Genomic DNA, 25,345 nt, shown 5'->3' with positions numbered 1-25,345 from the left:
AATGGGGAATGGGGAATAGGGAATGGAGACGGCATGAAGCTGAAAGCAGCTGGCCCTTGCCTCAGCGCTGCTCCCGATCCATTCCCCATTCTCTATTCCCGTTTCCCGGCTCTAAGCGAGCCGGGCCTTGATCAACTCCGACACCTGGCCCATGTCGGCGCGGCCGGTGACCTGGGGCTTGACCAGGCCGATCACCTTGCCCATCTCGCGGGCGCTGGTGGCGCCGGTGTCGGCGATGGCCTTGCTGACGATCGCCTCGAGTTCGGCCGACGATAGCGGGGTGGGCAGGTAGGTCTGGATGACCTCGACTTCGGCGCGCTCGACCGCGGCCAGGTCCTCGCGGTTGGCGGCCGTGTACTGCTCGATCGAATCGCGGCGCTGCTTGAGCATCTTTTCAAGGATGCCGAGCACCTGGGCATCGTCGAGTTCGATGCGCTCGTCCACTTCGCGTTGCTTGAGGGCGGCCAGGATCAGGCGGATCACGCCGAGGCGATCCTTTTCGCCGGCGCGCATCGCGGCCTTCATGTCATCGGTAATGCGGGCCTTGAGAAGGGACATCGTGCACCTCGTGGTCGTGGATGGAGGGCCGCCCGGAACGGTTCAAGCCCGGGACAGGGCCGGATCGGAACGCCGCAAACACAAACGGCCGGCGCTGCGTGGGCAGTGCCGGCCGAGAGATTCAGCCCGGATGTCGCGGGTCCGGCGCGGTGCCCGGACCCCTGTCGATCGGTCGCACGGATCGCCGCAGCGATCGCGCAGCCGCTCGATCAATACATGCGTTGACGCTTGGTGACGTCGCGCGAGACGCGGCGCAGGTGGCGCTTGACCGCAGCCGCGCGCTTGCGCTTGCGTTCCTGGGTCGGCTTTTCGTAGAACTCGCGCTTGCGCACTTCGGCCAGCACGCCAGCCTTCTCGCAGGTGCGCTTGAAGCGGCGCAGGGCAAATTCGAATGGTTCGTTCTCGCGAACTTTGACGCTAGGCATAGTCTCTCCGCTGTTAAACTCGACAACCCGGGCTCTCGGGCGAGCCGCGCATTCTATTTCATGGCATCGATCATTGCAAAACCCGGTCCGGTGCTCGGCATCGAGACCTCCTGCGACGAAACCGGGGTGGCCGTCTACGACCGCCAGCGCGGCCTGCTGGCCCACGCCCTGTACAGCCAGGTCGAGCTGCACGCCGAATACGGCGGCGTGGTGCCCGAACTGGCCTCGCGCGACCATGTGCGCAAGCTGCTGCCGCTGATCCGGCAGACCCTGGCTGAGGCCGGGCTGGCCGTCAAGGATCTCGGCGGGGTCGCCTACACGGCCGGCCCGGGCCTGGTCGGCGCCCTGCTGGTTGGTGCCGCCGCGGCCCGCTCGCTGGCCTGGGGCCTCGAAATCCCGGCCATCGGCGTGCACCACATGGAGGGCCATCTGCTCGCACCGATGCTCGAGGACGACCCGCCCGAGCCGCCGTTCGTGGCCCTGCTCGTGTCGGGTGGCCATTCGATGCTGATCGAGGTCGAGGCGATCGGCCGCTATCGCCTGCTCGGCGACACCCTCGACGATGCCGCCGGCGAAGCCTTCGACAAGACCGCAAAGCTCATGGGCCTGCCGTATCCGGGCGGCCCGGCCCTGGCCAGTCTGGCCGAAACGGCCGAGCCGGGCCGGTTCCGCTTCAGCCGGCCGATGACCGATCGGCCCGGCCTCGATTTCAGCTTCTCCGGGCTCAAGACCCAGGTCCTGCTGGCCTGGCAGCGCAGCGACGGCAGCGAGGCCACGCGTGCCGCGGTCGCCCGCGATTTCGAGGAGGCGATCGTCGAGACCCTGGCCATCAAATGCCGGCGCGCGATGGCCGCGACCGGCGCCAGGCGCCTGGTCGTGGCCGGAGGCGTCGGCGCCAACCGGCGCCTGCGTGCTGCGCTTGCCGGCGCCGGCAACGCGGACGCCTTCCGCACCTACTTCCCGCGCCTCGAATTCTGCACCGACAACGGCGCCATGATTGCCCTCGCGGGCGCGATCCGTCTCGAGGCCGGCCAGCACGACGATCCGCAGATCAAGGTCTTTCCGCGCTGGGATCTCGAATCCCTGCCTGCCGTCATCTGATCCGTGCGGCTCCCCGACCATTCACCGAACCGATCCGAATCCATGGACATTGTTTTCATCGAAGACCTGCGTATCGACACCGTCATCGGCATCTACGACTGGGAACGCCGGATCCGCCAGACCGTCGCCCTCGACATCGAGATGCGCTTCGACAACACGCGACCGGCGGCGACCGACCGCATCGAGGACACGCTCGACTACAAGGCCGTTTCCAAGCGCCTGATCGCCTTCGTCGAGGCCGCCGAATTCCAGCTCGTCGAAACCCTGGCCGAGCGCTGCGCGGCGATCATCCTCGACGAATTCGAGGTCACGCACGTGAAGCTGCGTCTGGCCAAGCCCGGCGCCGTGCGCGGATCGCGTTCGGTGGGTGTCCAGATCGAGCGCGCGCGAAGCTGATGCGGAACCACGTGCCGCGCCCCTCTCCCCCCGGGAGAGGGTGCCCCGCAGGGGCGGGTGAGGGTTCGGGCGGAGCGAGGTGTGTGAGCCGCTCGGTGTGTCTTGCCTTCGAAGCACTTTGGAGCAGAAGCCGAGCCAAATCCTTCGGGTTCCGCGTGGCGCTCAGGCGTTACCCGTCGTCGTTTCCCACGGAAACGGCGGCAGCGTATGCACGGCCGCGGCCAGCTTTTCGGCCCAGGCCTCACGGATATCCGCGAAGAACTCGGTGTCTTCGTCGATCCTCACCTGCTGGCTGACGCGCAGCTCGCCATCCCGAATGATGGCGAGATCGATCGGCAGGCCGACCGAGACATTCGAGCGAATCGTCGAGTCGAGCGATACGAGCGCGCAGCGCGCGGCGTCCTCCAGCGAGGTGTCGCGATCGATGATTCGATCGAGGATCGGCTTGCCGTATTTCGATTCGCCGATCTGCAGATACGGCGTCTCGGGCGACGCGTTGATCCAGTTGCCGAGCGGGTAGATCAGGCGCACCGCCGCTTCGCCACCGGCGATCTGGCCGCCGAGGATCAGCGTGGCCTCGACGCTGACGCTGTTGTGTTGCGCCTTCTTGTTGACCTGGGCCTGGTTGGCGACGAGCACGCGGCCGATATAATCGGCGACTTCGTACAGACGCTTGGCCTTGAACAGGCTGAACGGCGCATCGGGATTCTCGATGTCGCGGCGCAAGGCCGAGATGACGGCCTGGGTCGTGGCCAGGTTGCCGGCCGACATCAACACGAACACGCACTCGCCCGGCTTCTCGAACACGTGCATCTTGCCGTGCGTGCGCACATCGTCGAACGAGGCGCTGGTGCGCGTGTCGGCGGCCAGCACGAGGCCGGCGTCGACATGGATTCCCACACAATACGTCATGTTTGAAGCTGCAATCGATCCGGGTCCACATTGTAGACACGGCTTGCTATCGCTGCGATAGCCCAAACCTGAGCGGATGGTGAACTGCGACGGGGAGACCGACATCTTGGACACGCTCAACACGTGGCTGGCCGATCCGATGGCGAGAACGGTCGGTGGCTTGCTCGCCCTCGCTCTGGCTTCCTGGCTGACCGCCACGGTGGTCCGGCGAACCCTGGTTGGCGGCATGCGCAAGCTGGCCGCGCGCACGACATGGACCTGGGACGACGTGCTGATGGATCACGGCACGTTGCGCCAGCTCACCCGGATCGCACCCACCCTGATCATCCAGTTCGGCATCGGCTTCATTCCCGGTCTGCCGGCCACGCTGGTCGCGCTGATCCGCAGCCTGGCCCTGGCCGGCACGATCCTGTTCCTCGTGCTCGCCCTCGGCGCGATGCTGAACGCGATCGAGGAGGTCTACCGGCGCGCCAGCAACGGCACGCGCTCGATCAAGACCTATGTGCAGTTCCTCAAGATCGCCCTCTACATCATTGCCGCGGTGGTCATCGTCGCCACCCTGATCAATCGCTCGCCGTTGATCCTGCTGTCGGGCCTCGGTGCCTTGTCGGCGATCCTGCTGCTGGTCTTCAAGGACACCATCCTCGGCCTCGTCGCCGGCGTCCAGCTGACCTCCAACGACATGCTGCGCGTCGGCGACTGGATCGAGGTGCCCGCTGCCGGTGCCGATGGCGACGTCATCGATATCGCGTTGCACACGGTCAAGGTGCAGAACTGGGACAAGACCATCACCACGATTCCGACCTGGCGCCTGATCGCCGATCCGTTCAAGAACTGGCGCGGCATGACCGAAGCGGGCGGACGCCGGATCAAGCGCGCGCTGCTGATCGATGCCGGCAGCGTGCATTTCCTCGGCGACGACGATGTCCGGCGCATGGCTGAGTCGCGGGTCCTGCGTGGTTACCTGACCGACAAGACGGGAGAGGTGACGCGCTTCAATGCGGCTCTCGGTGAGGATGGCCATTCGCCGCTCAACCAGCGTCGACTGACCAATCTCGGCACCCTGCGCGCCTACGCGCTGGCCTACCTCAAGACGCACGAAGGCATCCGCCAGGACATGACCCTGATCGTGCGCAAGCTCGATGCGAAGGGCGAGGGCATCCCGCTCGAACTCTACTGCTTCACGAAAACCACGGCCTGGAGCGAGTACGAAGGCATCCTCTCGGACATCTTCGATCACCTGATCGCGATCCTGCCCGAGTTCGGCCTGCGCCTGTATCAGAAACCGGCCGGCAGCGACCTGCGCGAAGCGATCGAACGCATAGGATCCGGCACCTCGGCGCTCGCAGGACCGCGGGCATGACCCGGGCCATTCTCAGTCTCGGCTCGAACCTCGATCCGGAGCGCCATCTGCGCACCGCGCTGGCCGAGTTGCGCGCGCAGTTCGGCGTGCGGGCCGTGTCGCCGACCTATCGCACCGAAGCGGTCGGCTTCGACGGGCCGGCCTTCCTCAATCTGGCCGTGGCCCTCGACACCGACTGGACTGCGCCGCAGCTCGACAACTGGCTGCATGCACTCGAGGACCGACACGGGCGCCGCCGCGACGTGCCGCGCTTTTCCAGCCGCACGCTCGACATCGACATCGTGCTGTTCGGCGACAGCGTGATCGACGGCCCGGGCCACCTCCAGGTGCCGCGCGACGAACTGCGCCACGCCTTCGTGCTGGCGCCGATCGCCGACATCGCGCCGGACGCAAGGCATCCGCTCAGCGGCGAAACGATGGCCGAACTGTGGCGCCGGCATCCCGAGCATGCCGCCAACCTGGAACGCGTGACGCTCGAGTGAGCGTGCCGGCATGGGTCGTCCGGCCGGCAACGTCCGCGCCTTGTGCCGCGCCCGCATCCTGAACGCTATACTCCGGCCGCGCCATCGCGTTGCATCCGTATCCAATCCAGGGAGTCGACATGTTCGAGAAGTTTTCGCATAGCTGGTCGCTGGTCAAGTCCAGCGCAGCGGTGCTCCGCGCCGACAAGGAACTGCTGGTCTTTCCGCTGCTTTCGGCGCTCTGCTGCATCATCGTCGCCGCGAGCTTTTTCGTGCCGGCGATCCTCGGCGGCCTGTTCGCCGGGATGCGCGAGGAGCATGCCAATCCGCTGCTTTATGTGTTCCTGTTCGCCTTCTACGTGGTCCAGTACTTCGTCATCATCTTCTTCAACTCGGCCCTGATCGGCGCGGCCATGATCCGTCTCAATGGCGGCGATCCGACCGTTGCCGACGGCTTCCGCATCGCCATGTCCAAGTTGCCGGCGATCCTCGGTTACGCGGTGATCGCGGCCACGGTTGGCGTCATCCTGCGTGCGCTGCAGGAACGTGCCGGCTTCATCGGACGTTTCGTCATCGGCCTGATCGGCCTGGCCTGGACGGTGGCCTCGTTCCTCGTCGTGCCGGTGCTGGTCAGCCAGGATGTCGGTCCGATCGATGCAGTCAAGCGCAGCGCCGAACTGCTGAAGAAAACCTGGGGCCAGAACCTGATCGGTACCGGCGGCATCGGCCTCGTCTTCGGGCTCGGCATCTTCGCCCTTGCGATCCTCGGCGGCGGCCTGATCGTGCTGGCCGTCTCCACCGGCATCGTTTCGATCATCGTCACGACGATCGTCGCCTTCGTGCTGGCCCTGCTCCTGCTGATCCTGGTCCAGGCCGCCCTGCAGGGGGTCTATGCGGCGGCCCTCTACCGCTACGCCACCGAAGGTGAAGCAGGCCAGGCGTTCGATAACGCCATGGTCGCCGGCGCGTTCAAGGTCAAGGCCTGAGCGTTCCCCGCCCGACCGCTTCCCGCTCGCCGCAACCGCGGCGGGCGGGGCTCACGGAATCGCGATCGAACGACCGCCGTCGACGTTGATGATCTGGCCGGTCACGAACTGCGCATCGCGCAACAACCACAGAACCGCCGAGGCCACGTCCTCCGGGGAACCGGCGCGCTTGAGCGGCGTGCGCTCGATGATCGTTTCCTGTTTCGCATAGGCCTTGCCCTGTTCCGGCCACATCACGGCGCCCGGAGCGACGCCGTTGACGCGCACCTGCGGCCCGAGCTCCTGGGCGAGGGCGCGCGTCATCGCGGCCTGGGCCGCCTTGGCCATGCAGTAGACCGAATAACCGGGCAGCGGCCGTTCCGCGTAGATGTCGAGCAGGTTGACGATGGCGCCCCTGCTGGCGCGCAAGGCGCCAACGGCGGCCTGGCAAAGAAAGAACGGCGCACGCGCGTTCGAGGCGAACAGCTCGTCCCATTGTGCCTGGCCGACTTCACCGAACGCGGTCGGATGGAATGACGAGGCGTTGTTGACGAGGCCATCGAGGCGGCCGTAGCAGCCCAGGGTCGCATCGACGAGGTCGGGCAGGCGCTCGAAGTCGGCCAGATCCGCCTGCAGGGCCAGCGTGCTTGAAGGCCGCACCTGCTCGAAGCTCGCGATCAGTGCATCGAGTTCGTCGCGTGAATGTCGGCAATGCAGGGCCAGGTCGTAACCAGCCGCGTGCAGCGTGCGCGCGATCGTGGCGCCGACGCGGCGGGCCGCGCCGGTGATCAGCACGACTGGCCGGGCGTTCGCGGTTTCCGTCATTGGTGTTCTCCGTGCGCGTCGGTATCCTGCGCAGATTGCCGCAAGTCGGCGCAGCGGACCAGCCGTGAATACCCTTCCGCAACCCTCGGACGAGGAACGCGCCCACTCCGCGCGCCTGGTCGCGCTGATCTGCGAGGAAATCGCCAGCCACGGCCCGATGCCGTTCTCGCGTTTCATGGAGCGTTGCCTGTACGCGCCGGGGCTCGGCTATTACAGCGCCGGTCGCACCAAGTTCGGCGCGGCCGGCGATTTCGTCACCGCACCGGAGCTTGGCGCGCTGTTCGCCCAGACCGTGGCCGACGCCCTGGCGCCGTGCCTGCGCGAATTCGGCGCCGACGCCGATTTCTGTGAACTGGGCGGTGGCAGCGGTGCCTTTGCCGAGGTCGCCCTCGGTGCGCTCGCCGCGGCGGATACCGTGCCGCGCCGCTATCGCATCCTCGAACCGAGCGCGGACCTGCGCGAGCGCCAGCGCCAGCGGCTGCGCGACGCTCTGGCGCCCGCGTTGTTCGCCCGTGTGGAGTGGCTCGAACGGCCTCCGGAAGCAGCCTGGCGGGGCGTGTTGTTTGCCAACGAGGTCATCGATGCACTGCCGGCGACGCGCTTCAGCAAACGCGATGGCGAGGTCTACGAAGAACACGTCACGCTCGACGACGACAGTCGCTTCCGGCGTACCGATTGTCCCGCCGACGCGCTAGTGGCCGGTGCCGTACGCCATGTCGAGCGCGACCTCGGGCGCGAGTTCGCCGACGGCTACCGTTCCGAAATCCTGCCGCAACTGCCGTACTGGATGCAGGCCGTGCTCGGCTCGCTGGAAGCGGGCCTGGTGCTGTTCGTCGACTACGGCTACCCGCGCAACGAGTACTACCTGCCCGAACGCAACGACGGCACCCTGGTCTGTCACTACCGGCATCGCGCACACGGCGAGGCGCTGCTCTGGCCGGGCTTGCAGGACCTGACCGCCTTCGTCGATTTCACTGCCCTGGCCGAGGCCGGCAACCAGGCCGGATTCGGTGTCGCCGGCTACGCCTCGCAGGCCCAGTTCCTGCTCGCGGCCGGCTTGCCGCAGCGGTTCGCGCAGGCCAGTGCCGGCGTTGATGAGGCGACGACCTATCGTCTCGCCCAGGAGGTCAAGCGCCTGACCCTGCCCGGCGAAATGGGTGAGCGCTTCCAGGCCCTGCTGCTGGCGCGCAAGGTGCCCGAAGCGGCCCTGCCGCCCGGACTGGCGGCGATCGACCAGGGTTCGCGGCTGTGACTCCGGCCTGCCCGGACACTCCAGCGGTGCAACAGCGATGCTGACGACCCTGCTCTCGCCGACACGCCTCGGCATCTTGCTTGCCCTCGTGCTGCTGCCGTTGTGGCGCTGGCTGCCGCGCTGGCTGCGCCTGCTGGCGATGCTGCCGTTGGTGGCCTGCGTGCTGGCCAGCCTGCCCGTGGTCGCCAACCAGTTGGTGCGCTGGCAGGAGTCGCGTGTGCCGGCACGCAACCTCTGCTCGCCTCCGCTGCCGTCGACGATCGTGGTGTTGAGCGGGGGAATTTCTCGTGAGCCACGCGATGCAGGCGATTTTGCCGCGCTCGGCGAATACAGCCTGCGACGCCTGTTTGCCGCGGTCGACCGTTTCGAGGCGCATTCAGACGGACGGCTGGTGATTTCCGGCGGCGAAGGCCAGTACGGAATCGCCGAGAGCGCCTTGATGGGCGCGCTGGCGCAACGGCTTGGGGTACCTTCCGGGGCGATCAGCCTCGAAACCGCCTCGCGTTCGACCTGGCAGAACGCCCAGTTCGTCCGCGCACTGGCTATCCCGCAGCGCATCGGGCTGGTCACCTCGGCCCTGCACCTGCCGCGGGCGATCTACGCCTTCGAGCAGACGGGGTTCGAGGTCTGTGCCTGGCCGGCCGATTCGCGCTACGCCGGCCCCAACAGTATCGGCTACTACCTGCCCTCGAGCTCGGCGCTGGACAAGTCCGACGCCGCCATCCATGAAATGGTCGGTGAGGCCGCCTATCGCATGGGCTGGCTACGCAGCACCACGCGTGATCCGTGGGCCGGTGCCGACGAGCGCTAGCGTGGCGGACGCTCCCTAGTTGCGGGCGGCCGAATCGTCGGCGCCGAACTCCCGCACCAGCCAATCCTTGAGCAGGCGGTTCTCGAAGCGGTACGAGTCGCTGCCGTTGGGCGTACCGCGGGTCAGGAAGCCGGGATCGCGCAACTTTCTCTCGCCGCTCGCGATGACGCTGCCGTTCGCGTCGGTCAGGCTGAAGCGCAGGTCGATGCGCGGCGGATACATGTCCCTGACGACGCGCACGTCGCGGTAGGCCGGGCCGCGCCACGGTTCGTACTGGCCGGCCAGCTTGACGTCGGTTAAGGTCACTTCGAGGTGTTGTCCGGGTTTGAGCAGCTTGTCGGCGCGCTGGACCACGGTCTTGCGCATCGATTCGAGCCAGGTTTCGGGCTTCGGCTGGCCGAGGGCATGGCTGTAGCGGACTTCGGTGAACTGCGCCGGATCGGTCCAGTTGACGCTGACGCGGGACGCGTCGCTGACCTCCGCTGCCACGGTTGCTGCGCTGGCGAGGGCGAGGCCCAGCAAGGCCAGGGCCACGCAGCAGCGTCGCCAGGGTGAAATACGGTTCATGTCGATCTCCGCGTGGCTGGGTGCGCAGCAGTTGCGCACACTCGTGTGAGCATGGACGTCGCAGGAAGCCATTCGGTTGCACCCTGGCCTGGCGTGATCGACGCCGTTTGTGCGGGGTTCAGCCGCGCCGGACCCGTCCGGATCGCGGCGGCAGCCATCTCAGGCTTTCCTGTCCAGGGCGAAGGCGTCGCGGGTGAGGTTCTCCGGCGCATCGCCGGTACAGGCGACATCGTCCTCGATGCGGATGCCGCCATACTTGCGGAAGGCATCGATACGATCCCAGGCGATGTCCCTGCCTTCGGGCTTTTTCCTGAGCTTTTCCAGCAGCATGTCGATGAAGTACAGGCCGGGTTCGATCGTGACCACGGCACCGGGTTCGATCGTGCGCGTCATGCGCAGGTAGGGATGTCCTTCAGGACGCGGAATCGTCGCGCCCGAATCGTCGCGCGCGAATCCGGCCACGTCATGCACCTGCAGGCCGATCGGATGGCCGAGGCCGTGCGGGAAGAAGGTCGCCGAGACGCCCGATTCGACCGCGCTCTGTGCACTCATGCGGATGAAGCCGTGGTCCTTGAGCACGCCGGCAAGCGCGTGGTGGGCGTGTACGTGCAGGGCGGCGTAGTCCTGGCCGGCACGGACCTTTTCGCACAGGCCCAACTGGACCGCATCGACGGCGTCGATCAGGGCCTGGAACTCGCCCGCCTCGGCGCCCGCGTAGGTGCGCGTGATGTCGCTGGCGTAGCCATGGAAGCTGGCCCCGGCGTCGATCAGGAACGAGTTCAGGTGCGACGGCGGTGCATGGCGCAGGTCGTGGTAATGCAGGATCGCGCCATGCTCGTTGAGCGCGATGATGTTGCTGTAGGGCAATTCGTTCTCGGTCTGCCGCGCCGCATCGAGATAAGCCATGTGGATGCCGTATTCCGATTCGCCGGCGCGGAACGCGGCCTCGGCGGCGCGATGCGCACGCGCGCCGATCTTGCTGGCGACCCGCATCATGGCCAGCTCGTAGTCAGTCTTGAACATGCGCTGGTAGTGCAGTGCGTCGATCACGCCCTGCGGATTGTTCGGGCTGAAGCCGTCGAGCGCCGCGTTGTCCTCGCCGATGATCGCGCAGCGCGAGATGTCGGTCGGCAGCTCGGCCAGCGCATCCTGAGGTTCGCGGATCACGACGATGTCGAAATGCTCGACCCAGTAGCCGGCAGGTGCTTCAGGCACCACGTGCCAGTAGTCGGCCGGCTGCAGGTAGACCAGCTTCGGCTTGCGCCCCGGCGTGTAGACCAGCCACGAACCCGGGGCCCGGGTCACCGGCAACCAGTGCTTGAAATGCGGATTGACGAAGAACGGATAGTCGCGATCGTCGAGGAACTGGTAGCGCGGGACCCCGGCCGCCATGACCAGATGGTCGAAGCCGCCGCGTGCCAGGGCGGCGTCGGAACGCGCCTTCAGGACGTCGATGTGGGCGGCGAATAGCGGGTACAGGTCGGGGTGCTGCGTATCCATGACGACTCCTCGGCATTGAGCGCCCATTGTGCCCCGCGAGCGCTCGCATGGCGATGCGTCGGATGCCGAAGGCCTCCGGTGCTACCCAAGCCTGCGGACTGGCTCCTTCGCAGGGCTCCGCAGAAGCGAAGGCGCTGGCATCGAAACCTGAGGATGCCCTGTTCGCCCTGAGCGTAGGCGCGCAGCGCCGAATTCGAAGGGTGCCTGGGGTCCTCGAGGTGCTTCGACTGCGCATGTCTCGACCCAAGACGTGAGTGGCTGGCCTCCCGCGCGGCGACGTGCTTCAATGCCGGCCTGAAGCGGGGGTGCCGGCGTTTGCCGGCTGAGAGAGTCCCTTGGAACCTGATCCGGTTTGCACCGGTGTAGGGAGCTTTGTCTGATGGGCGCTGCGCGCCCGACGGCCCGCTTTTCTGATTCGCGAATCCCTCGCCGGAGTCGATCCGCAGAGGTCGATCCCTAGGAAAGCAGGACAAGTCCAATGAACGCCGTACCGAACCCGCTCCTGGCCGAAGCCGCCGAGCTCTCCGAATCCGTGACCCGGCCGATCCCCGGTTCGCGCAAGATCCATGTCGAGGGTTCGCGCCCCGACATCCGCGTGCCGATGCGTGAGGTCGTGCTCGAAGATACGCCGAGCACGTTCGGCGTCGAGAAGAACGCACCGTTCGCGGTCTACGACACCTCGGGTCCCTACACCGATCCGGACTATCGCGTCGATCTGGCCGCCGGCCTGCCTGCCCTGCGCGCGGCCTGGATCGCCGCGCGTGGCGACAGCGAGCCGCTGGCCGAATTCTCCTCGCCGTTCACGCGCAGGCACGCCGGCGCACACCAGCTCGACCACGTGCGCTTTCCGAATGTGCCGAAACCGCGCCGGGCCAAGGCCGGCCGCAACATCACCCAGATGCACTATGCGAAGCAGGGCATCATCACGCCCGAGATGGAATACATCGCGATCCGCGAGAACCAGAATCTCGACCGGATCCGCGAGCAGCACCTGCTCAAGCAGCATCCGGGCGAGTCGTTCGGCGCCTCGCTGCCGAAGCTCATCACGCCCGAATTTGTCCGCGACGAGGTCGCCCGCGGCCGCGCGATCATCCCTAACAACATCAACCATCCCGAATCCGAGCCGATGATCATCGGCCGCAACTTCCTCGTGAAGATCAACGCCAACATCGGCAACTCGGCGCTGTCGAGTTCGATCGCCGAGGAAGTCGAGAAGATGGTCTGGTCGATTCGCTGGGGCGGTGACACCGTGATGGATCTGTCGACCGGCAAGCACATCCATGAAACGCGCGAGTGGATTATCCGCAACTCGCCGGTGCCGATCGGCACCGTGCCGATCTACCAGGCGCTCGAAAAGGTCGGCGGGGTCGCCGAGGACCTGACCTGGGAGCTCTACCGCGACACCCTGATCGAACAGGCCGAGCAGGGCGTCGACTACTTCACGATCCACGCCGGCGTGCGCCTGCCGTTCATCCACCTGACCGCGAAGCGCGTCACCGGCATCGTCTCGCGCGGTGGCTCGATCATGGCCAAGTGGTGCTTGTCGCATCACAAGGAAAGTTTCCTCTACGAGCGCTTCGAGGAAATCTGCGAAATCATGAAGGCCTATGACGTCAGCTTCTCGCTCGGGGACGGCCTGCGCCCCGGCTCGATCGCCGATGCCAACGATGCGGCCCAGTTCGCCGAACTCGATACGCTCGGCGAGCTGACCCAGATCGCCTGGAAGCACGACGTGCAGACCATGATCGAAGGCCCCGGCCATGTGCCGATGCACCTGATCAAGGAGAACATGGAGCGCCAGCTCGAGAAGTGCGGCGAGGCGCCGTTCTACACGCTCGGGCCACTCACCACCGACATCGCGCCGGGCTACGACCACATCACTTCGGCGATCGGAGCGGCCATGATCGGCTGGTATGGCACGGCGATGCTCTGCTACGTGACGCCGAAGGAACATCTCGGCCTGCCGAACAAGCAGGATGTCCGCGACGGCATCGTCACCTACAAGATTGCCGCGCATGCCGCCGACCTGGCCAAGGGCCACCCGGCCGCGCAGGCCCGCGACAACGCGCTGTCCAAGGCGCGCTTCGAATTCCGCTGGGCCGACCAGTTCAACCTCGGCCTCGATCCGGAGAAGGCCAAGGAATTCCACGACGAAACCCTGCCGAAAGAGGCGCACAAGACCGCGCATTTCTGCTCGATGTGCGGTCCGAAGTTCTGCTCGATGAAGATTACCCAGGACGTGCGCGACTACGCCAAGGAACACGGCCTCGAAGCCGATGCCGCGCTGAACGAGGGCATGGCCGAGAAGGCGGCGGAGTTTCGCAAGTCGGGCGCTGACGTGTATCGGCCGGCCTGACTCGCCCCACGGAGACTTCGGTGACGCACCAATTGCGAATCCGGCTGAGGGACGTCACGCCAACCGTGGTCCGCGAAATCGTCGCGCCGTCAGGGCTGCGCCTGGACCAATTGCACGACGCCATCCAGATCGCCATGGGCTGGACGGATTCGCATCTGCACCAGTTCGTGGCCGGCGCCGATCTTGGCAGCGGAGCGCGTTACGGCCCGCCAGATCCGGAGTTCGGCGGGGCCGACAACGAACGCAAGATCACCCTGCAACAGATTGCCCCCGCCGAGGGGGCTCGCCTCATTTATCTTTACGATTTCGGCGACGACTGGATTCACGACCTGACGGTGACGGCGGTATCGCCTCCGGATCATGCAGGCGATGCACTGAAGTGCCTCGCGGGCAGTGGCGCATGTCCACCCGAAGACTGCGGCGGGCCCTGGCGCTATCGCGAGCTGCTCGACGTAATGGCGCAGCCTTCGCATCCGGAGCATGCCGACACGTTTGAGTGGTTCGGCGGTGAATGGGACGCCAATCGGTTCGACATCGCAGCCGTCAACAGGCAGTTGTCGAATCTGCACGCGTTCTGGGAGCGCATGGCCAGGGCAGGAAAATCCGCGCTCGGCAAGCGGCGATCGATCGATTCTCGCAAGCCCTGAAGGTATCCGCGTATCGCCTGGCATTTGCGAAAGCGCGCCGCGTGAGCCTGCAGAGGATCACGAGGAATCCTGCCACTGTGGGATAATCGGGCCATGAAACTCCAGGTCCCGTTTGTCCAGTTGCCGCTGCGCTACGACGCCGCCCACCTGCTCGAAGAAGTCGAGCGGCTCGGCGAGGAGGTCTGGCGGCCGCATCCGCAGGGCTATGCCGGCAATTCCGCCTTGCCGCTGATCGCTGTCGATGGCGATCCGTCGAGCGATTCGATTTCCGGGCCAATGCGACCGACACCCCATCTTGATGCCTGTCCCTATCTGCGCCAGGTGCTTGCCAGCATGGGCGCGGTCTGGGGCCGCAGTCGTCTGATGCGCCTCAGCGGGCATGCCGAAGTGCCAGCCCATTCCGATCTGGCCTATTACTGGCGGGAACGAGTGCGGGTGCACGTGCCGATCCTGACCCAGCCAACCGTGCGTTTCATCTGCGGCGAGGGCGAGGTCAACATGGCCGCCGGTGAATGCTGGATATTCGATACTTGGCGAACGCATCGCGTGATCAATGCCGCCCAAAGCCAGCGCATCCATCTGGTCGCAGACACCGTGGGCGGCGAACGCTTCTGGGAACTGGCCAGTGGCGGTCGTGTTGCGGGGCGCGCGGCTCCCGGATGGCATGCGCCAACGATTGCCCCCGATCCGGGCGCCAACCCTGAACTCATCTATGAGTCGGTCAACCTGCCCAGTGTGATGTCGCCTTGGGAGCTGCGTGATCATCTGAATTTCCTGATTGCCGAATCGCAACCTCATCCCCAGCTTTCCCTTGTTCAACAGGAGAGCGCACGGCTGTGCGCTACCTGGCTCGGCCTCTGGGCCCAATCAGGCAGTGATCGCGATGGGTGGCCCGCCTATCGCGCCGCGCTCGACAGGTTTGCTCACGCGATGAAGCAACAGGGCCAGGCGATTGTGTTGCGCAATGGATCGCCATTCCTCACGGCGCTGGCACCGATGATTCTGCGTTCAGCCCTGGATGATCGGACGAAAGCCGATTCGTCTGTTGCGCCTGGGACCGACCCTGACGCTGGCGCGAGAGCCGATGCCCCTTCGAGCAGCGTCGCCCTGAGGTCTGCGGTCGCCGAGCGCACCCAGTCGGCGTCGATCGCGGATCCGCGCTTCGATCGCCCGGTCTTCATCGTATCGCCCCCCCGCTCGGGCTCTACCTTGCTATTCGAGACCCTGGCGCGGGCGCCGGCGCTGTATACGGTGGGCGGCGAAAGCCACGGTCGCCTCGAGGGCATGCCCGAACTGCATCCGGCGGCACGTGGATTCGAATCGAACCGGCTCGGTGTCGATGAGGCCACGCCCGCTGTCATCGCCGAGTTGCGCAGTCGCTTCGATGAGGTGCTGCGCGATCGCGACGGCAGCTCGGCGCCGCCAGGCCATCGTCTGCGCATGCTTGAAAAGACTCCGAAGAACGCGCTGCGCATTCCTTTTCTTCGCAAGGTTTTTCCCGACGCCCGATTCATCTATCTCTATCGCGAACCCCGCGAGGTTCTGTCGAGCATGATCGAAGCGTGGAGCTCCGGCCGATTCCGCACCTATCCGAATCTGCCGGACTGGGGCCAGCCAGCCTGGTCGCTTGCCCTCGTCCCGGGCTGGCGCGAGCTGCGCGGCAAACCCTTGCCCGAAATCGTGGCGCGGCAATGGGAGGCGACCACGCGCATCCTGCTCGACGATCTGGCCGAGGTCCCTGCTGACCGCGTTCACCGGGTCCGCTATGACGCGTTTCTAGCCGCCCCGCAGTCGGTCATTCAGGGACTTTGCTCCGAACTCGGTCTGGATTGGGATACCCTGCTAAAGGCGGCGCTACCGCATTCGGTGCACACGTTGTCCGCGCCATCGGCCGGAAAATGGCGACGTCACGAACATGAAATCGAGGCAATCCTGCCCTTGATCGCGGGCACGGCCGAGCGCGCCGAAGCCGCATCGCGCACGGGTTAACGGCTCCGTTCAGCTTTGGCTGTAGATCGATCTGCACAATGGTCGGGCTTCGCCGTGCCGCAACGTGTCCGCGATTTTCGCGAACGCGCGGGCAGGCCCGCGTCATCCACGCAAGGAGATCAAACCCATGGCCGCCAACAATCCAGCAAGCAAACCCTTCGTTTCCGACATCAAGAACATCCGCAAGCGTGCGCGCGAGCACATCGAACGCGGCGCGGTCACCGAAGGCTACAAGGCCGACCGCGAGACCGTGATCAAGATCCTCAACGAGGCGCTAGCCACCGAGATCGTCTGCGTACTGCGTTACAAGTACCACTACTACATGGCTTCGGGCATCAATGCGCAGAGCGTCGCCGCCGAATTCCTCGAGCATGCGAACGAGGAGCAAGGGCATGCGGACCGCATCGCCGAGCGCATCACCCAGCTCGGCGGTGCGCCGAACCTGTCACCGGAGGGCCTGCTCACGCGCAGCCATTCGGACTATGTCGAGGGCGACGATCTGGTCGACATGATCAAGGAGAACCTCGTCGCCGAACGCATCGCGATCGACAGCTATCGCGAGATCGTCACCTATCTCGGCAATGCCGATCCGACCACGCGCCGCATCATGGAAGAGATCCTCGCGGTCGAGGAAGAGCATGCCGAAGACATGAGCACGCTGCTCGAGGCGCTCGGCAAGAAGGGCGAGCCGGCCAAGCCGGCAAAGCGCAAGTAGGCCGGATGCCGGGGGCGCGGCAGAGCTACCGCGATGCCCCTCAGGCCCCGAAGCGATAGCCGAAGGCTTCGATGACGTGGCGGTCGCGCTCGGCGACGAGTGCGGCCAGCGCGTCGTCGTAGTAGTCGCGGTAGCTGCCGTGGGTCGAGGTGTTGCGCGGCGCCGCCTGTTCGATGAAGGCGCGCAGTTCGGCGCTGATCGGCTGCTCGATCCGGCCGAGGAAATCGAGCAGGTCCCTGCGCAGCGACTCGACCCGACCGATCGCCAGCGGGCCACGGCTGTCGCCGTACATGTAGTCGAACAGGAAGCTGTAGAAGCCCTTGCCACTGCCACGGATCGGCGCCAGCGCGAACCCGGGCAGGTTCAGTCCCTGCTGGCCGTAGGTCGCCGGAAGCTGGGCCAGCAGCGCATCGAGCCGGTCGTCGTCGTTGCCGAGATCGAGCAGGTTGCGGATCGTTCCGGGAAAATCGAGCCGTCGATCCTCGCTGACGCAGCGGAACAGTGCATTGGGTCGGGCCATCTGCGCCTGGAACGTGTACCAGGAGACGTAATAGCTCCACGGACTGCGCACGAAGCCGAGCACTGGCAGCGATTGCAGATCCTCCGGGATCAACCTGGCCGGCAGGTGATAGCCGAGCCGGCGGGCGTCCGGGAAGAATCGCTCAAGGCACTCATTGACGAAGGTGCCGCCCGATTTGTGCAGATGCACATAGACGAAACGACTGGTCGCGATCATGCGCGCCGCGCGGGCAGCGGGGCGGCGAGCATCTGCCGCTCGATTTCGGCATCGGGCCGGCCGAGGCTGCGATCGGCGCGGGCGAGCAGGTCGAGCAGTTCGGGGCTGGCAAGGAAGTCGCAGATCATGTGCAGGCGCGATTCGCTCGCGTCGGCGTTCACCACGCCGTGCCGCGCGCTGTTGTTGAGCGCCCAGATCTCGCCCGGTCGCATGCGGTAGCACCGATCGATGCTGTACATCCAGACATGCTCGTTGCTGGTCAGCGGAAAATGCAGGCGCAGGGTCTTGCTGAAGTAGTCGGCCTGGTCGATGTGCGGGGCGATCACGGCACCGGCCGGCAGCAGGGCCAGCAGGCAACGCATGGACGGGGCCGGCACGATCCTTTCAATCACGTCACGCAAGGTCGGCAGGCGGTCGAGTACCTCGCGATCCTCGACCGGCAATTCGCCTTCGGCCGGCGCGTGGCCGCGCAGGAAAATCGCCTGGGCCGGATTGTGCACACCGACGCGGCCGCCACGGTGCCCCCAGTGGTCGGCCGGCAGGGCGGCCACTTCGGCCAATGCACGCTCGGCGTCGAACCCAATCGGCAGCCGCGCGCAACCGCCGATCAGGGCGATCTTGTCCAGCACGGGATGGTCAGGTAGCGACAGCATTGGAGGAAGGTTGGGTTCTCGACCGGGCCTTCATTCTATCGTGGTGGCTCGCGTTCATGTCGGCAAGCTGCCCGGTCGGCGAAAATCCGCCAGCGGGGCCGGTTGTGGCGACATCGATGCCGGTTAGACTGGACCCATGCGCTATCGGTTCGATTCCCACCTCTTCGACGCGGACAATGCCCAGCTTCGCGGACCGCAAGGCGAGATCGCGCTCAGGCCCATCACCGTTCTCGTGCTCAGGTACCTCATCGAGAACGCCCAGCGCCTGGTCACCCATGACGAACTGCTCGACAAGGTCTGGGGTCGCCAGGCGGTCAGCATCGGCGTCCTCTCGCAGTCGATCCGGGAATTGCGCCAGGCCCTGGGCGACTCGGCACGCAATTCCACCTTCATCGAAACCAAGCACAAGCTCGGCTACCGTTTTCTGCTGCAACCAGAGATTCTGCTCGAAGCGGCGGATGGTGGAGATGCAGCCGCGAACGAGTCGGCGGCCAACGAATTGCCGGTGCACGTGGCCTCCGAGCCGGGATCGATGTCAGCACGCGGTGCGGCGGGCAGGTGGACGGCGATGGTGGCGGTGCCGGGGATCGTCGCCGCCGCGATCCTGGTCTGGCAGCCGTGGCAGGCGGCGCGCGATGCCGACCGCAACGATGCCTGGCCGGCGGTCGAGGTCCTGCACGAAGGGCGACCGCGCGAGCCGCAGGCACTGGCCTGGTATGGCCACGGCATCGATGCGCTGCGCCGCGACGACCTGCTGACCGCGCGCGACCGCTTCGAGCGCGTGCTCAAGCGCGAGCCCGGGTCGGTGGCGGCGATGACCGCATTGGCCGACACCCGCGCGCGCTCCGGCGCCCTGAACGAGGCGCGCGCCTGGGCGAAGGCGGCGGCTGCGGTGGCGGGTGAGCTGCCACGAACCGACCAGCTTCGCTTGCAGGGATTCCGCGCCGGTCTCGAGTACCGGCGCAGCGAGGCCATCGCTGCGCTGCAGGCCCTGCACCAACTCGATCCCGGCGACAGCGATGCCGGATTCCGCCTGCTGGATGCGCTGATCGGCGCCGGTCGCATGAGCGAAGCGGCTGACCTGCTCGGCCAGCTCGAAGCCACGAAGTCGCCCGACCTCGATCGCGCCCGTCTGGTCCTGATGACAGCTCGCATGGCCGCCATTCGCGGTGACCAGAAGGCGCGCGCGAAGGCGGCCGAGACCGCCTTCGGTCTGGCTTCGAGCGATCGTGCACGTGTCGACGCGCTGCTAGAACTCGCTTCGGCACGCATGCTCGCCGGCAATCTCGGCGAAGTCCGCACGAGCCTGGCCCGCGTCGACGCATTGCTTCATGCGACGCCCTGGCCTGCGGCCTCGCCGCGAAGGCAGATCATCGGTGCGACCCTGTTGCGCGAGGAAGGAAAGCTCGCCGAGGCCATCGCGGCCTTCGAGGCAGCCGCCGAGTCGGCATCGGCGCTCGGTCAGCACAGCCTGGCCATGACGGCCCGACGCGATGCCGCGTTCGTCATGACCAACCGCGGTCAACACGCCAGGGCCGTGACCGAATTGGATGATCTTCTCGAGGAAGCCACGGAGCTCGGCGATCCGCGGGCGCAGGCCAGTACGCTCGATGTGCTGTCCATCGCCCAGCAGCGTGCGGGCGATCTCGAGGCTGCCGAGGTATCGGCCATGGCGGCCCTGAAGGCCTGTCTCGAGGCCGGTGACATCGGCGGTGAAGCATCGGCGCGCAATACCCTGGGCATGTTGCGGGCGCGCTCCGGTCGAACCGCCGATGCGCAGGAACAATGGGAAAGGGCGCTGGCCCTGTTCGAGCGGGGTGGCGATCGCCGCGGCGAGGCGATCGCGCGCAGCAACCTGGCGATTCTCTATGCGCGGGCCGGGCGCGTCGACGCCGCCCGCGAGGCCAACGAAGCGGCACTGCGCGCATTCAGGGCCGTCGATGCCACGCTCGACGTCGCCCGTCTGCAGTTCAATCTCGGTGTGCAGGATCGTCGCGCCGGTCGCATCGGCGTCGCCGAAGCGCGCTTCCGCGAGGCGCTCGATGGATTCTCGCGCATGGGTGCCAGCGACTTCCGCCTGCAGGTGGTGGCCAGTCTCGGCGAGCTGCTGTTGTTGCGAGCCGACCTCGAAGGCGCCGACGCGCTGTTGTCGGCGATCGGTCTCGAGGAGGGCATTCCGGCGCCGCGCCGTGCCGCTATCGAAACGGCGCGTGCGCGCCAGGCGGCCCTGCGTGGCGAAAACGAATCGGCCAACGCCGGTTTTCGCCTGGCCCTGGAGTTGCGCGAACGCGCCGGGCTCGAAGACTGGGTGCGCATGAGCGAGCTCGACTTGAGCGAGCTGGCCGCGCGCCAGGGCCGGCTCGAGGCCGCCGAACAATCCGCACGCGAGCTGCGCCGTGCCATGCGCGCAGCAAACGACGCCCACGCCGCCGCCCAGGCCGGCGTGCTGCTGGCGGGCACCCTGCTCGCCCAGGGCCGCGCCGAGCAGGCCGAACGCATGCTCGATGACCTCGAAAAGGAACTGCTCGAGAATCCGGATGCCCTGCTGACCCTGCGCGTCGACCTGCTGCGCGCGTCGCTGCGACTGGCCAGCAGGGGGCCCGCGCTCGAGCGGGTCGCCGCACGCGCGCGCGCCACCGGCTTCGAGCTGCTCGCCCTGCGCGCTGAAATGCTGGCCGATGGCGCCGGTTCCGCACAGGCCCGGGCCGAGCTCGGTCGTCGCGGCGTGGCGGTCGATGGCATGCCGCCACCCATCCCGTACTGAAGCGCGGGACGCCGGCGCCGGAGGGATATCAGCGCGCCCAAATGGCGGACTCAAGGCAAATTTGAAGAGAAATTTCGGAGTTCCTTCATGCCTTCCGCCAGCCGCTGTCGCAAGGTTGCAATGCCGAGCGAGCGAGAGGGGAGTGTGCGATGCGCCGCGAGTCCGATCCGGAACCCGGAATCGACTGCATTTCGACCGCCACGCTTTGCGTGGCCCTGATCTTCGTGCTCATGTTGTACGCATTCTCGGCGCGGGCCGCCGCGCCGCCGTCGTGCAGCGATCCGGTCGAGGGGCTGGGTCCGTCGCCTCCGGCGTGTATGCCCATGCGGTGACGAGCAGCGATGTGCATGCGGTTCTTCGGGCCGATCCGACCAGGTAGCGACGAAGAAGTGGCAACGCGCAGGGACCGACTGTCTCCGGCGACCATCCACGGCGAGCCGGATCCAGCTTCGTTCTTCCCCTGTTCCCGCTTCTCCACCCGCCATCGCACGCCGGATATCGCACCATGCGCAATCGTGCGGAGGCTACTCGCTCGTCTCAACGACGAGTCCGGCGTTGTCTTTCATCTCCCGTATCCACCACTGATCGGTTGAATCTCCCTCCACGAATCGCATGTGGGAGGCGATGTCGGTCAGCAGTCGGCCATCGGGTCTGAGCAGCTTGTGCACGTACTCGACGATGTCGTTGGCGCAATGGGTAAACTCCAGGCCATCATGGTCGAATTCAAAGACCTGGCCAGCGGCATCTCCAGCGGATTGAACCAGGATGTAGTTTCCTGATTGCGGTGTCTCCCCGATGACGAGGCAGGCATCGACGCCGCCCGGCAAGCAGTCATCGCGTTCGTCCTCATCCAGCATGTCAAGCCATCCGCTGAGTTCGCCTTCCAGGCCGGGCCATTCGGAAGGGTGCGCAAGGTACCGACCGGCGTCCCCGGACTTCTCGTCGTGGTAGAAGAGGATGCTGCCGAACGTTGCGTAGAACTCGCGGAGTCGACCCAGCTCCGGAACATCGACCTCCTCGGCAACGGGTCCAACCACGTGCTCGAAATGCACGCACTTTGTGATTTCTTCGTCGTGAATGCGGTGGCAAAGGAATGTCCCGGAGTGTTCCCGGACCATTCGCGACAGATCATCGAGGCTCATGGCAGTACCGGACGAGAAGGGGTGATGGGTGTGAGGCTTGCGAGGTCTGTCAGGGCGCGCAGAAGCCGGAACGAACAGGTCCGACTTCCACGACATTGCCGCGAAGTGTGGGTCACGCGTCGGGAGTCTGCAATGGCGATTGCGGGCGGATCACGCCAGGCGGCGAACGGTGCTTGTTCCCGCTGCGGCTCTCGAAGCCGCCCGGCATCCGCGTGAGTAAGGCAGGGCCGGATGCAAGAAAGCCCGGAGCGTGCGCTCCGGGCTTTCAGGATTCGCCGTCAGGACACCCGACGGCTATGTCGCATCGTCCGCATCGCCATCAGCCCGAGGCCCCGCAGCAGGAGCAGGGCGGCCATGGGCGAGACCGCATCGAGGTCGACTGCATCGACTGCACCGGCCGCGCCATTGCCGGACAAGGTCGCTGTCGCGGTGCCGACATCGGCCGTGATCGTGACATCCTGGCTGTACGGACCCGGCGCGGTCGGCGTGAAGCTGTAGAGCACCGTACAGCTGGATCCGGCAGTCAGGTTGAACGGCACCGTACCGCAGGTGCCGCCCACGACTTCCGCGAACGGCGCCAGCGCGGCCGTGATCGCGGTCACTTGCAGTGGGCCGCTGCAGCACCACGGTATCGGTGTCGGTTGCCGAGTTGTTGCCAGGCGTCGGGTCGGTGACGCCTGCGCCGACCCCGACGGTCGCCGTGTTCGAGAGGCTGCCGGTTGCCGCTGCGGACACCGCACAGCTGGCCGTGTACGTCGTCGATCCCGAAACCGGCCCTTTCGCCCATGCAAAGCTAAGGGACATTCGGGGACATCGATACCCTGCGACAACGAATCTGGCGTGTCCTCGGTGATGCTCCTTTGCTGCTCTGGCCGCGCAAGCGACGTTTTGCACCATGCGCACGCCGCAACGCGCGCATGGTCGAGACCGGTTCAGCGCGGGACAGTGCGGGCTTCGGTCGCCTGGCCTGCAGGCTCGGGGTTGCCAAGATAACGTTTGAAGTGCTCGTAGAGCTTGCGGAAGGCGAAGCGGGTCTGGGCGAGTCCGCGCGTGTCCCAGCCATGTGGCGCGTTCGGCAGCACGACGAAATCGACGTCCTTGCCCTGCAGGATCAGGCGCTGCACGAGCGTAACCGAGTCCTTGAACAACACGATCGGGTCGCGCATGCCATGGATGATCATGAGGTGCCCCTCAAGATCGCCCGAACGCAGGAAAGCCGACGACTTGCGGTACTGCGCCTCGTGCCCTTGCGGTGCCATCATCGTGCGCATCTCGCCGGTCAGGGCATGGAAGAGACTCGTCGCCGGTGCGCCGGCGACGCCGGCCTTGTATACATCCGGATAGCGGAACATCGACATCGTCGTCAGCAGGCCGCCGTAGCTGCTGCCCCAGATGCCGATCCGATCCGCATCGACGTAACCCTGGTCGACCAGATATCGCGTCGCGCTGTAGAGATCGTCGACGTCGACACCGCCGTAGTCCTCGCCGATGCGCTGGCGGAAGGTCTTGCCGTAGCCCGAACTGCCGCTGATGTCGACATTCATGATCACGAAGCCCTGCTGGGCGAGGAACTGGTCGAGCCCCCAGGTCGGGTGATAGATCCGCCCACCCCATTCGTTGTGGACCGAGTTGCTGTAGACCGATCCGAGTATCGCCGGATATTTCCTGGACGGGTCGAAGTCGGGCGGCAGGGTCAGGCGCGCATGCAGCCGCGTGCCGTCCTCGACGTTTGCAAACGTCACATACTTCGGCGCGATCCAGCGATACGCATCGAATTCCGGCAACGGCGAATGCGTGACGCGGCGGGTCTTCGACCCGTCGGCGCGGGTCGAGCGCAGATACAAATCAGGCGGCGTGACATCGTTCGAATAGAGGTCGGCCAGGAACCGGCCATCGGGCGAGACGACCGGATGGTGCGCACCGGGCTCCGGGGTGACGAGGCGCTGCTGCCCGCCATCGAGCGATACGCGCGAAACGCGTCGCGACTCGGCGTTGCCTGCATTGTCGACGACGAAAAGCGCCTCGGCTCCGGCCGAAATGCGCGCCTCGAAGACCGCGCCCTTGCCTGAGGTCACGGGCACCGCATCCTCGGCATCCAGTGACTGACGGTAGACGCGATAGTCTTCGCCCCGGTCGGACGTGAAGAAGATGCTCGCTCCGTCGGGCGCCCAATCGGCCCACCATTCGGCCGTGACGTTGTGCGGATCGGATTCCTCGACCAGCGTTCTTGCCCTTCCGCTGTCGGCGTCGACCACGAGCAGCCGTCGATGCTTGATGTAGAGATCGCTCGTATCGACGAGCAGATGCCGACCATCCGGAGACCAGCGCACGTCGAAGATCAGATCGCGCGGATCGCCGGCGAGGTCCATCCAGCGGACCGCCGCGCCGTTCACCTCGACCACGCCGACCCGGCGACTCTCCGACGGCTCGCCCGGGAAAGCGCGCTCGATCTCGACGAGCCGCGTCTCCTCGCCGAGGTAGTCGGGAATGCCGCGTCGGGGGACATCCGTCGAATCGGACTCGATGAATGCGATGCGCGAACCGTCTGCCGACCACGTGAACGATTCCACGGAGGCCCGTGCCTGCTCGGGGGCGTGGACCACACGGATATTGTGCTTGCCCGGCCGAAGTTGCATGACCTTCAGCTCGCGATCCGCACGCCACGCGAGGACATTGCCACGCTGCGAAACCGCCAGGTCCGAGACCGCAGAGCCGGCCTCGGTCAGTGGCTCGGGTGACTTGCCCGGCAGAACGCGATAGAGCGCACCGTGCAGGGTGAAAAGCAGGTGCCGGCCGTCCGCTGCCCAGGTCACTTCGTCGATACCGCCATCGGTCTCGGCGCGTTCGACCTGCTCGAGCTTGTGGAAATCGGTTTCGGGATCCGCCGGCGCGGACGGTCGCGGCATCGCCGTCACCCGTCTTGGCGCACCACCGCTGACGTCGACGACCCAGACATCGCGGAAGTTCGTCCCCTCGTCGTTCCAGAGGAACGCGAGGCGCCGACTGTCGGGCGAGAACACCGGATTGCCGGGTGCCGTGCCGATGATCCAGGGCAGGCTGTAGAGGCGGTCGAGCGTCATGCGTCGCGACGGCGCTTCCTGCGCCGCCTTGTCCGCGCCGAGCGAGGTGATCGGCGCGCACGAGAGCGCGGCCAGCCAGCCAACCACGAGGATGGATCGCATCGTCATCACTTGGTCCCGGTTCGTC

General features: G+C 66.3%; 24 protein-coding genes and 1 riboswitch. Of the genes, 13 read left to right on the top strand and 11 right to left on the bottom strand.

Annotated elements, in window-relative coordinates:
- Positions 1-111 precede the first annotated feature (111 nt).
- Together BM125_RS04930 and rpsU are read right to left on the bottom strand one after the other, a co-directional pair.
- A complete protein-coding gene (locus BM125_RS04930; protein ID WP_092405490.1) occupies positions 112-558 on the bottom strand; it encodes a GatB/YqeY domain-containing protein in 447 nt (148 codons plus the stop codon).
- A gap of 209 nt (positions 559-767) precedes the next feature.
- A complete protein-coding gene (rpsU, locus tag BM125_RS04925) occupies positions 768-983 on the bottom strand; it encodes a 30S ribosomal protein S21 (protein WP_092405488.1) in 216 nt (71 codons plus the stop codon).
- A 60-nt stretch (positions 984-1,043) separates the two neighbouring features.
- On the opposite strand from rpsU, the gene tsaD reads away from it, so the two are divergent.
- Together tsaD and folB are read left to right on the top strand one after the other, a co-directional pair.
- Positions 1,044-2,084, top strand: a complete 1,041-nt coding sequence (tsaD, locus tag BM125_RS04920) for a tRNA (adenosine(37)-N6)-threonylcarbamoyltransferase complex transferase subunit TsaD (RefSeq protein ID WP_092405486.1) — start codon at positions 1,044-1,046, stop codon at positions 2,082-2,084.
- A 42-nt stretch (positions 2,085-2,126) separates the two neighbouring features.
- Positions 2,127-2,480: a dihydroneopterin aldolase gene (gene folB / locus BM125_RS04915; protein WP_092405484.1), complete on the top strand. Its 354-nt coding sequence runs from the start codon at positions 2,127-2,129 to the stop codon at positions 2,478-2,480.
- 162 nt (positions 2,481-2,642) lie between these two features.
- On the opposite strand, the gene BM125_RS04910 is transcribed toward folB, so the two are convergent.
- On the bottom strand, positions 2,643-3,392 hold the full coding sequence (locus BM125_RS04910) for a proteasome-type protease (protein ID WP_092405482.1): 750 nt from the start codon (positions 3,390-3,392) through the stop codon (positions 2,643-2,645).
- Between the two features lie 106 nt (positions 3,393-3,498).
- Here BM125_RS04910 and BM125_RS04905 point away from each other — a divergent pair, with 106 nt between their 5' ends.
- The 3 genes from BM125_RS04905 (at position 3,499) to BM125_RS04895 (ending at position 6,202) form a co-directional block, all read left to right on the top strand.
- On the top strand, positions 3,499-4,755 hold the full coding sequence (locus BM125_RS04905; RefSeq protein ID WP_245778792.1) for a mechanosensitive ion channel family protein: 1,257 nt from the start codon (positions 3,499-3,501) through the stop codon (positions 4,753-4,755).
- Positions 4,752-5,237, top strand: coding sequence for a 2-amino-4-hydroxy-6-hydroxymethyldihydropteridine diphosphokinase (gene folK / locus BM125_RS04900; RefSeq protein WP_092405480.1), 486 nt, complete (start codon positions 4,752-4,754; stop codon positions 5,235-5,237). The genes BM125_RS04905 and folK overlap by 4 nt, the downstream gene beginning before the upstream one ends.
- A gap of 119 nt (positions 5,238-5,356) precedes the next feature.
- Complete coding sequence (locus tag BM125_RS04895; RefSeq protein WP_092405478.1) at positions 5,357-6,202, top strand: DUF6159 family protein; 846 nt, start codon at positions 5,357-5,359, stop codon at positions 6,200-6,202.
- 51 nt (positions 6,203-6,253) lie between these two features.
- Here the strand turns inward: BM125_RS04895 and BM125_RS04890 are convergent, their stop codons facing one another.
- A complete protein-coding gene (locus BM125_RS04890) occupies positions 6,254-7,006 on the bottom strand; it encodes a pteridine reductase (protein ID WP_092405476.1) in 753 nt (250 codons plus the stop codon).
- Positions 7,007-7,070: 64 nt separating this feature from the next.
- Between BM125_RS04890 and BM125_RS04885 the strand changes: the two genes are divergently transcribed.
- Positions 7,071-8,258 carry a class I SAM-dependent methyltransferase gene (locus BM125_RS04885; RefSeq protein ID WP_245778791.1) on the top strand — a complete coding sequence of 396 codons (1,188 nt, stop codon included), beginning with the start codon at positions 7,071-7,073 and terminating at the stop codon, positions 8,256-8,258.
- A 37-nt stretch (positions 8,259-8,295) separates the two neighbouring features.
- Positions 8,296-9,069 (top strand): YdcF family protein, encoded by a 774-nt coding sequence (locus BM125_RS04880; protein WP_092405474.1) that lies wholly within the window; start codon positions 8,296-8,298, stop codon positions 9,067-9,069.
- A gap of 15 nt (positions 9,070-9,084) precedes the next feature.
- Here BM125_RS04880 and BM125_RS04875 read toward each other — a convergent pair whose 3' ends face one another.
- Together BM125_RS04875 and pepQ are read right to left on the bottom strand one after the other, a co-directional pair.
- Positions 9,085-9,636 carry a DUF3016 domain-containing protein gene (locus tag BM125_RS04875; protein ID WP_175497917.1) on the bottom strand — a complete coding sequence of 184 codons (552 nt, stop codon included), beginning with the start codon at positions 9,634-9,636 and terminating at the stop codon, positions 9,085-9,087.
- A 159-nt stretch (positions 9,637-9,795) separates the two neighbouring features.
- Complete coding sequence (pepQ, locus tag BM125_RS04870) at positions 9,796-11,136, bottom strand: Xaa-Pro dipeptidase (RefSeq protein ID WP_092405470.1); 1,341 nt, start codon at positions 11,134-11,136, stop codon at positions 9,796-9,798.
- 291 nt (positions 11,137-11,427) lie between these two features.
- Positions 11,428-11,522: riboswitch (TPP riboswitch) on the top strand.
- A gap of 92 nt (positions 11,523-11,614) precedes the next feature.
- Here pepQ and thiC point away from each other — a divergent pair.
- The 4 genes from thiC to BM125_RS04850 all read left to right on the top strand — a co-directional run bounded on the left by thiC (position 11,615) and on the right by BM125_RS04850 (position 16,843).
- Positions 11,615-13,492 carry a phosphomethylpyrimidine synthase ThiC gene (thiC, locus tag BM125_RS04865; protein ID WP_092405468.1) on the top strand — a complete coding sequence of 626 codons (1,878 nt, stop codon included), beginning with the start codon at positions 11,615-11,617 and terminating at the stop codon, positions 13,490-13,492.
- Positions 13,493-13,512: 20 nt separating this feature from the next.
- Positions 13,513-14,139 carry a plasmid pRiA4b ORF-3 family protein gene (locus BM125_RS04860; protein WP_281243924.1) on the top strand — a complete coding sequence of 209 codons (627 nt, stop codon included), beginning with the start codon at positions 13,513-13,515 and terminating at the stop codon, positions 14,137-14,139.
- Between the two features lie 93 nt (positions 14,140-14,232).
- Positions 14,233-16,128, top strand: a complete 1,896-nt coding sequence (locus BM125_RS04855; RefSeq protein ID WP_092405464.1) for a sulfotransferase — start codon at positions 14,233-14,235, stop codon at positions 16,126-16,128.
- A 127-nt stretch (positions 16,129-16,255) separates the two neighbouring features.
- Positions 16,256-16,843: a ferritin-like domain-containing protein gene (locus BM125_RS04850; RefSeq protein WP_092405462.1), complete on the top strand. Its 588-nt coding sequence runs from the start codon at positions 16,256-16,258 to the stop codon at positions 16,841-16,843.
- A 40-nt stretch (positions 16,844-16,883) separates the two neighbouring features.
- On the opposite strand, the gene BM125_RS04845 is transcribed toward BM125_RS04850, so the two are convergent.
- Positions 16,884-17,579 carry a hypothetical protein gene (locus tag BM125_RS04845; protein ID WP_092405460.1) on the bottom strand — a complete coding sequence of 232 codons (696 nt, stop codon included), beginning with the start codon at positions 17,577-17,579 and terminating at the stop codon, positions 16,884-16,886.
- Positions 17,576-18,208 (bottom strand): aspartyl/asparaginyl beta-hydroxylase domain-containing protein, encoded by a 633-nt coding sequence (locus BM125_RS04840; RefSeq protein ID WP_175497915.1) that lies wholly within the window; start codon positions 18,206-18,208, stop codon positions 17,576-17,578. Before BM125_RS04840 ends, BM125_RS04845 begins: the two co-directional genes overlap by 4 nt.
- Before the next feature lie 160 nt (positions 18,209-18,368).
- Here BM125_RS04840 and BM125_RS04835 point away from each other — a divergent pair, with 160 nt between their 5' ends.
- Both BM125_RS04835 and BM125_RS04830 read left to right on the top strand, forming a co-directional pair.
- Positions 18,369-20,996: a tetratricopeptide repeat protein gene (locus BM125_RS04835; RefSeq protein ID WP_092405456.1), complete on the top strand. Its 2,628-nt coding sequence runs from the start codon at positions 18,369-18,371 to the stop codon at positions 20,994-20,996.
- Between the two features lie 149 nt (positions 20,997-21,145).
- On the top strand, positions 21,146-21,328 hold the full coding sequence (locus BM125_RS04830; protein ID WP_092405454.1) for a hypothetical protein: 183 nt from the start codon (positions 21,146-21,148) through the stop codon (positions 21,326-21,328).
- A 192-nt stretch (positions 21,329-21,520) separates the two neighbouring features.
- On the opposite strand, the gene BM125_RS04825 is transcribed toward BM125_RS04830, so the two are convergent.
- From BM125_RS04825 to BM125_RS04815, 3 genes are all read right to left on the bottom strand, one after another.
- The gene (locus BM125_RS04825) at positions 21,521-22,138 is read right to left on the bottom strand and encodes a hypothetical protein (protein WP_139224862.1); all 618 of its coding nucleotides are present in this window, start codon (positions 22,136-22,138) and stop codon (positions 21,521-21,523) included.
- Between the two features lie 278 nt (positions 22,139-22,416).
- Positions 22,417-22,740, bottom strand: coding sequence for a hypothetical protein (locus BM125_RS04820; protein WP_092405450.1), 324 nt, complete (start codon positions 22,738-22,740; stop codon positions 22,417-22,419).
- Positions 22,741-23,070: 330 nt separating this feature from the next.
- The gene (locus BM125_RS04815; RefSeq protein ID WP_092405448.1) at positions 23,071-25,326 is read right to left on the bottom strand and encodes a prolyl oligopeptidase family serine peptidase; all 2,256 of its coding nucleotides are present in this window, start codon (positions 25,324-25,326) and stop codon (positions 23,071-23,073) included.
- Positions 25,327-25,345: the final 19 nt, after the last annotated feature.

Origin of the sequence: Dokdonella immobilis (assembly GCF_900115085.1) — a bacterium.
GTDB classification, from domain to species: Bacteria; Pseudomonadota; Gammaproteobacteria; order Xanthomonadales; family Rhodanobacteraceae; genus Dokdonella; species Dokdonella immobilis.
The sequence above is the reverse complement of the archived record's forward strand: the minus strand, read 5'-3'. Positions and strand labels throughout refer to the sequence as shown.

Coding starts and splice junctions, on each gene's coding strand:
- BM125_RS04850 (WP_092405462.1), top strand. CDS start 16,256: ATGGCCGCCAACAATCCAGCAAGCAAACCCTTCGTTTCCGACATCAAG.
- BM125_RS04825 (WP_139224862.1), bottom strand. CDS start 22,138: ATGAGCCTCGATGATCTGTCGCGAATGGTCCGGGAACACTCCGGGACA.
- BM125_RS04890 (WP_092405476.1), bottom strand. CDS start 7,006: ATGACGGAAACCGCGAACGCCCGGCCAGTCGTGCTGATCACCGGCGCG.
- BM125_RS04830 (WP_092405454.1), top strand. CDS start 21,146: ATGCGCCGCGAGTCCGATCCGGAACCCGGAATCGACTGCATTTCGACC.
- folK (WP_092405480.1), top strand. CDS start 4,752: ATGACCCGGGCCATTCTCAGTCTCGGCTCGAACCTCGATCCGGAGCGC.
- pepQ (WP_092405470.1), bottom strand. CDS start 11,136: ATGGATACGCAGCACCCCGACCTGTACCCGCTATTCGCCGCCCACATC.
- BM125_RS04930 (WP_092405490.1), bottom strand. CDS start 558: ATGTCCCTTCTCAAGGCCCGCATTACCGATGACATGAAGGCCGCGATG.
- BM125_RS04835 (WP_092405456.1), top strand. CDS start 18,369: ATGCGCTATCGGTTCGATTCCCACCTCTTCGACGCGGACAATGCCCAG.
- BM125_RS04875 (WP_175497917.1), bottom strand. CDS start 9,636: ATGAACCGTATTTCACCCTGGCGACGCTGCTGCGTGGCCCTGGCCTTG.
- rpsU (WP_092405488.1), bottom strand. CDS start 983: ATGCCTAGCGTCAAAGTTCGCGAGAACGAACCATTCGAATTTGCCCTG.
- BM125_RS04815 (WP_092405448.1), bottom strand. CDS start 25,326: ATGACGATGCGATCCATCCTCGTGGTTGGCTGGCTGGCCGCGCTCTCG.
- folB (WP_092405484.1), top strand. CDS start 2,127: ATGGACATTGTTTTCATCGAAGACCTGCGTATCGACACCGTCATCGGC.
- BM125_RS04895 (WP_092405478.1), top strand. CDS start 5,357: ATGTTCGAGAAGTTTTCGCATAGCTGGTCGCTGGTCAAGTCCAGCGCA.
- BM125_RS04880 (WP_092405474.1), top strand. CDS start 8,296: ATGCTGACGACCCTGCTCTCGCCGACACGCCTCGGCATCTTGCTTGCC.
- tsaD (WP_092405486.1), top strand. CDS start 1,044: ATGGCATCGATCATTGCAAAACCCGGTCCGGTGCTCGGCATCGAGACC.
- BM125_RS04855 (WP_092405464.1), top strand. CDS start 14,233: ATGAAACTCCAGGTCCCGTTTGTCCAGTTGCCGCTGCGCTACGACGCC.
- thiC (WP_092405468.1), top strand. CDS start 11,615: ATGAACGCCGTACCGAACCCGCTCCTGGCCGAAGCCGCCGAGCTCTCC.
- BM125_RS04845 (WP_092405460.1), bottom strand. CDS start 17,579: ATGATCGCGACCAGTCGTTTCGTCTATGTGCATCTGCACAAATCGGGC.
- BM125_RS04910 (WP_092405482.1), bottom strand. CDS start 3,392: ATGACGTATTGTGTGGGAATCCATGTCGACGCCGGCCTCGTGCTGGCC.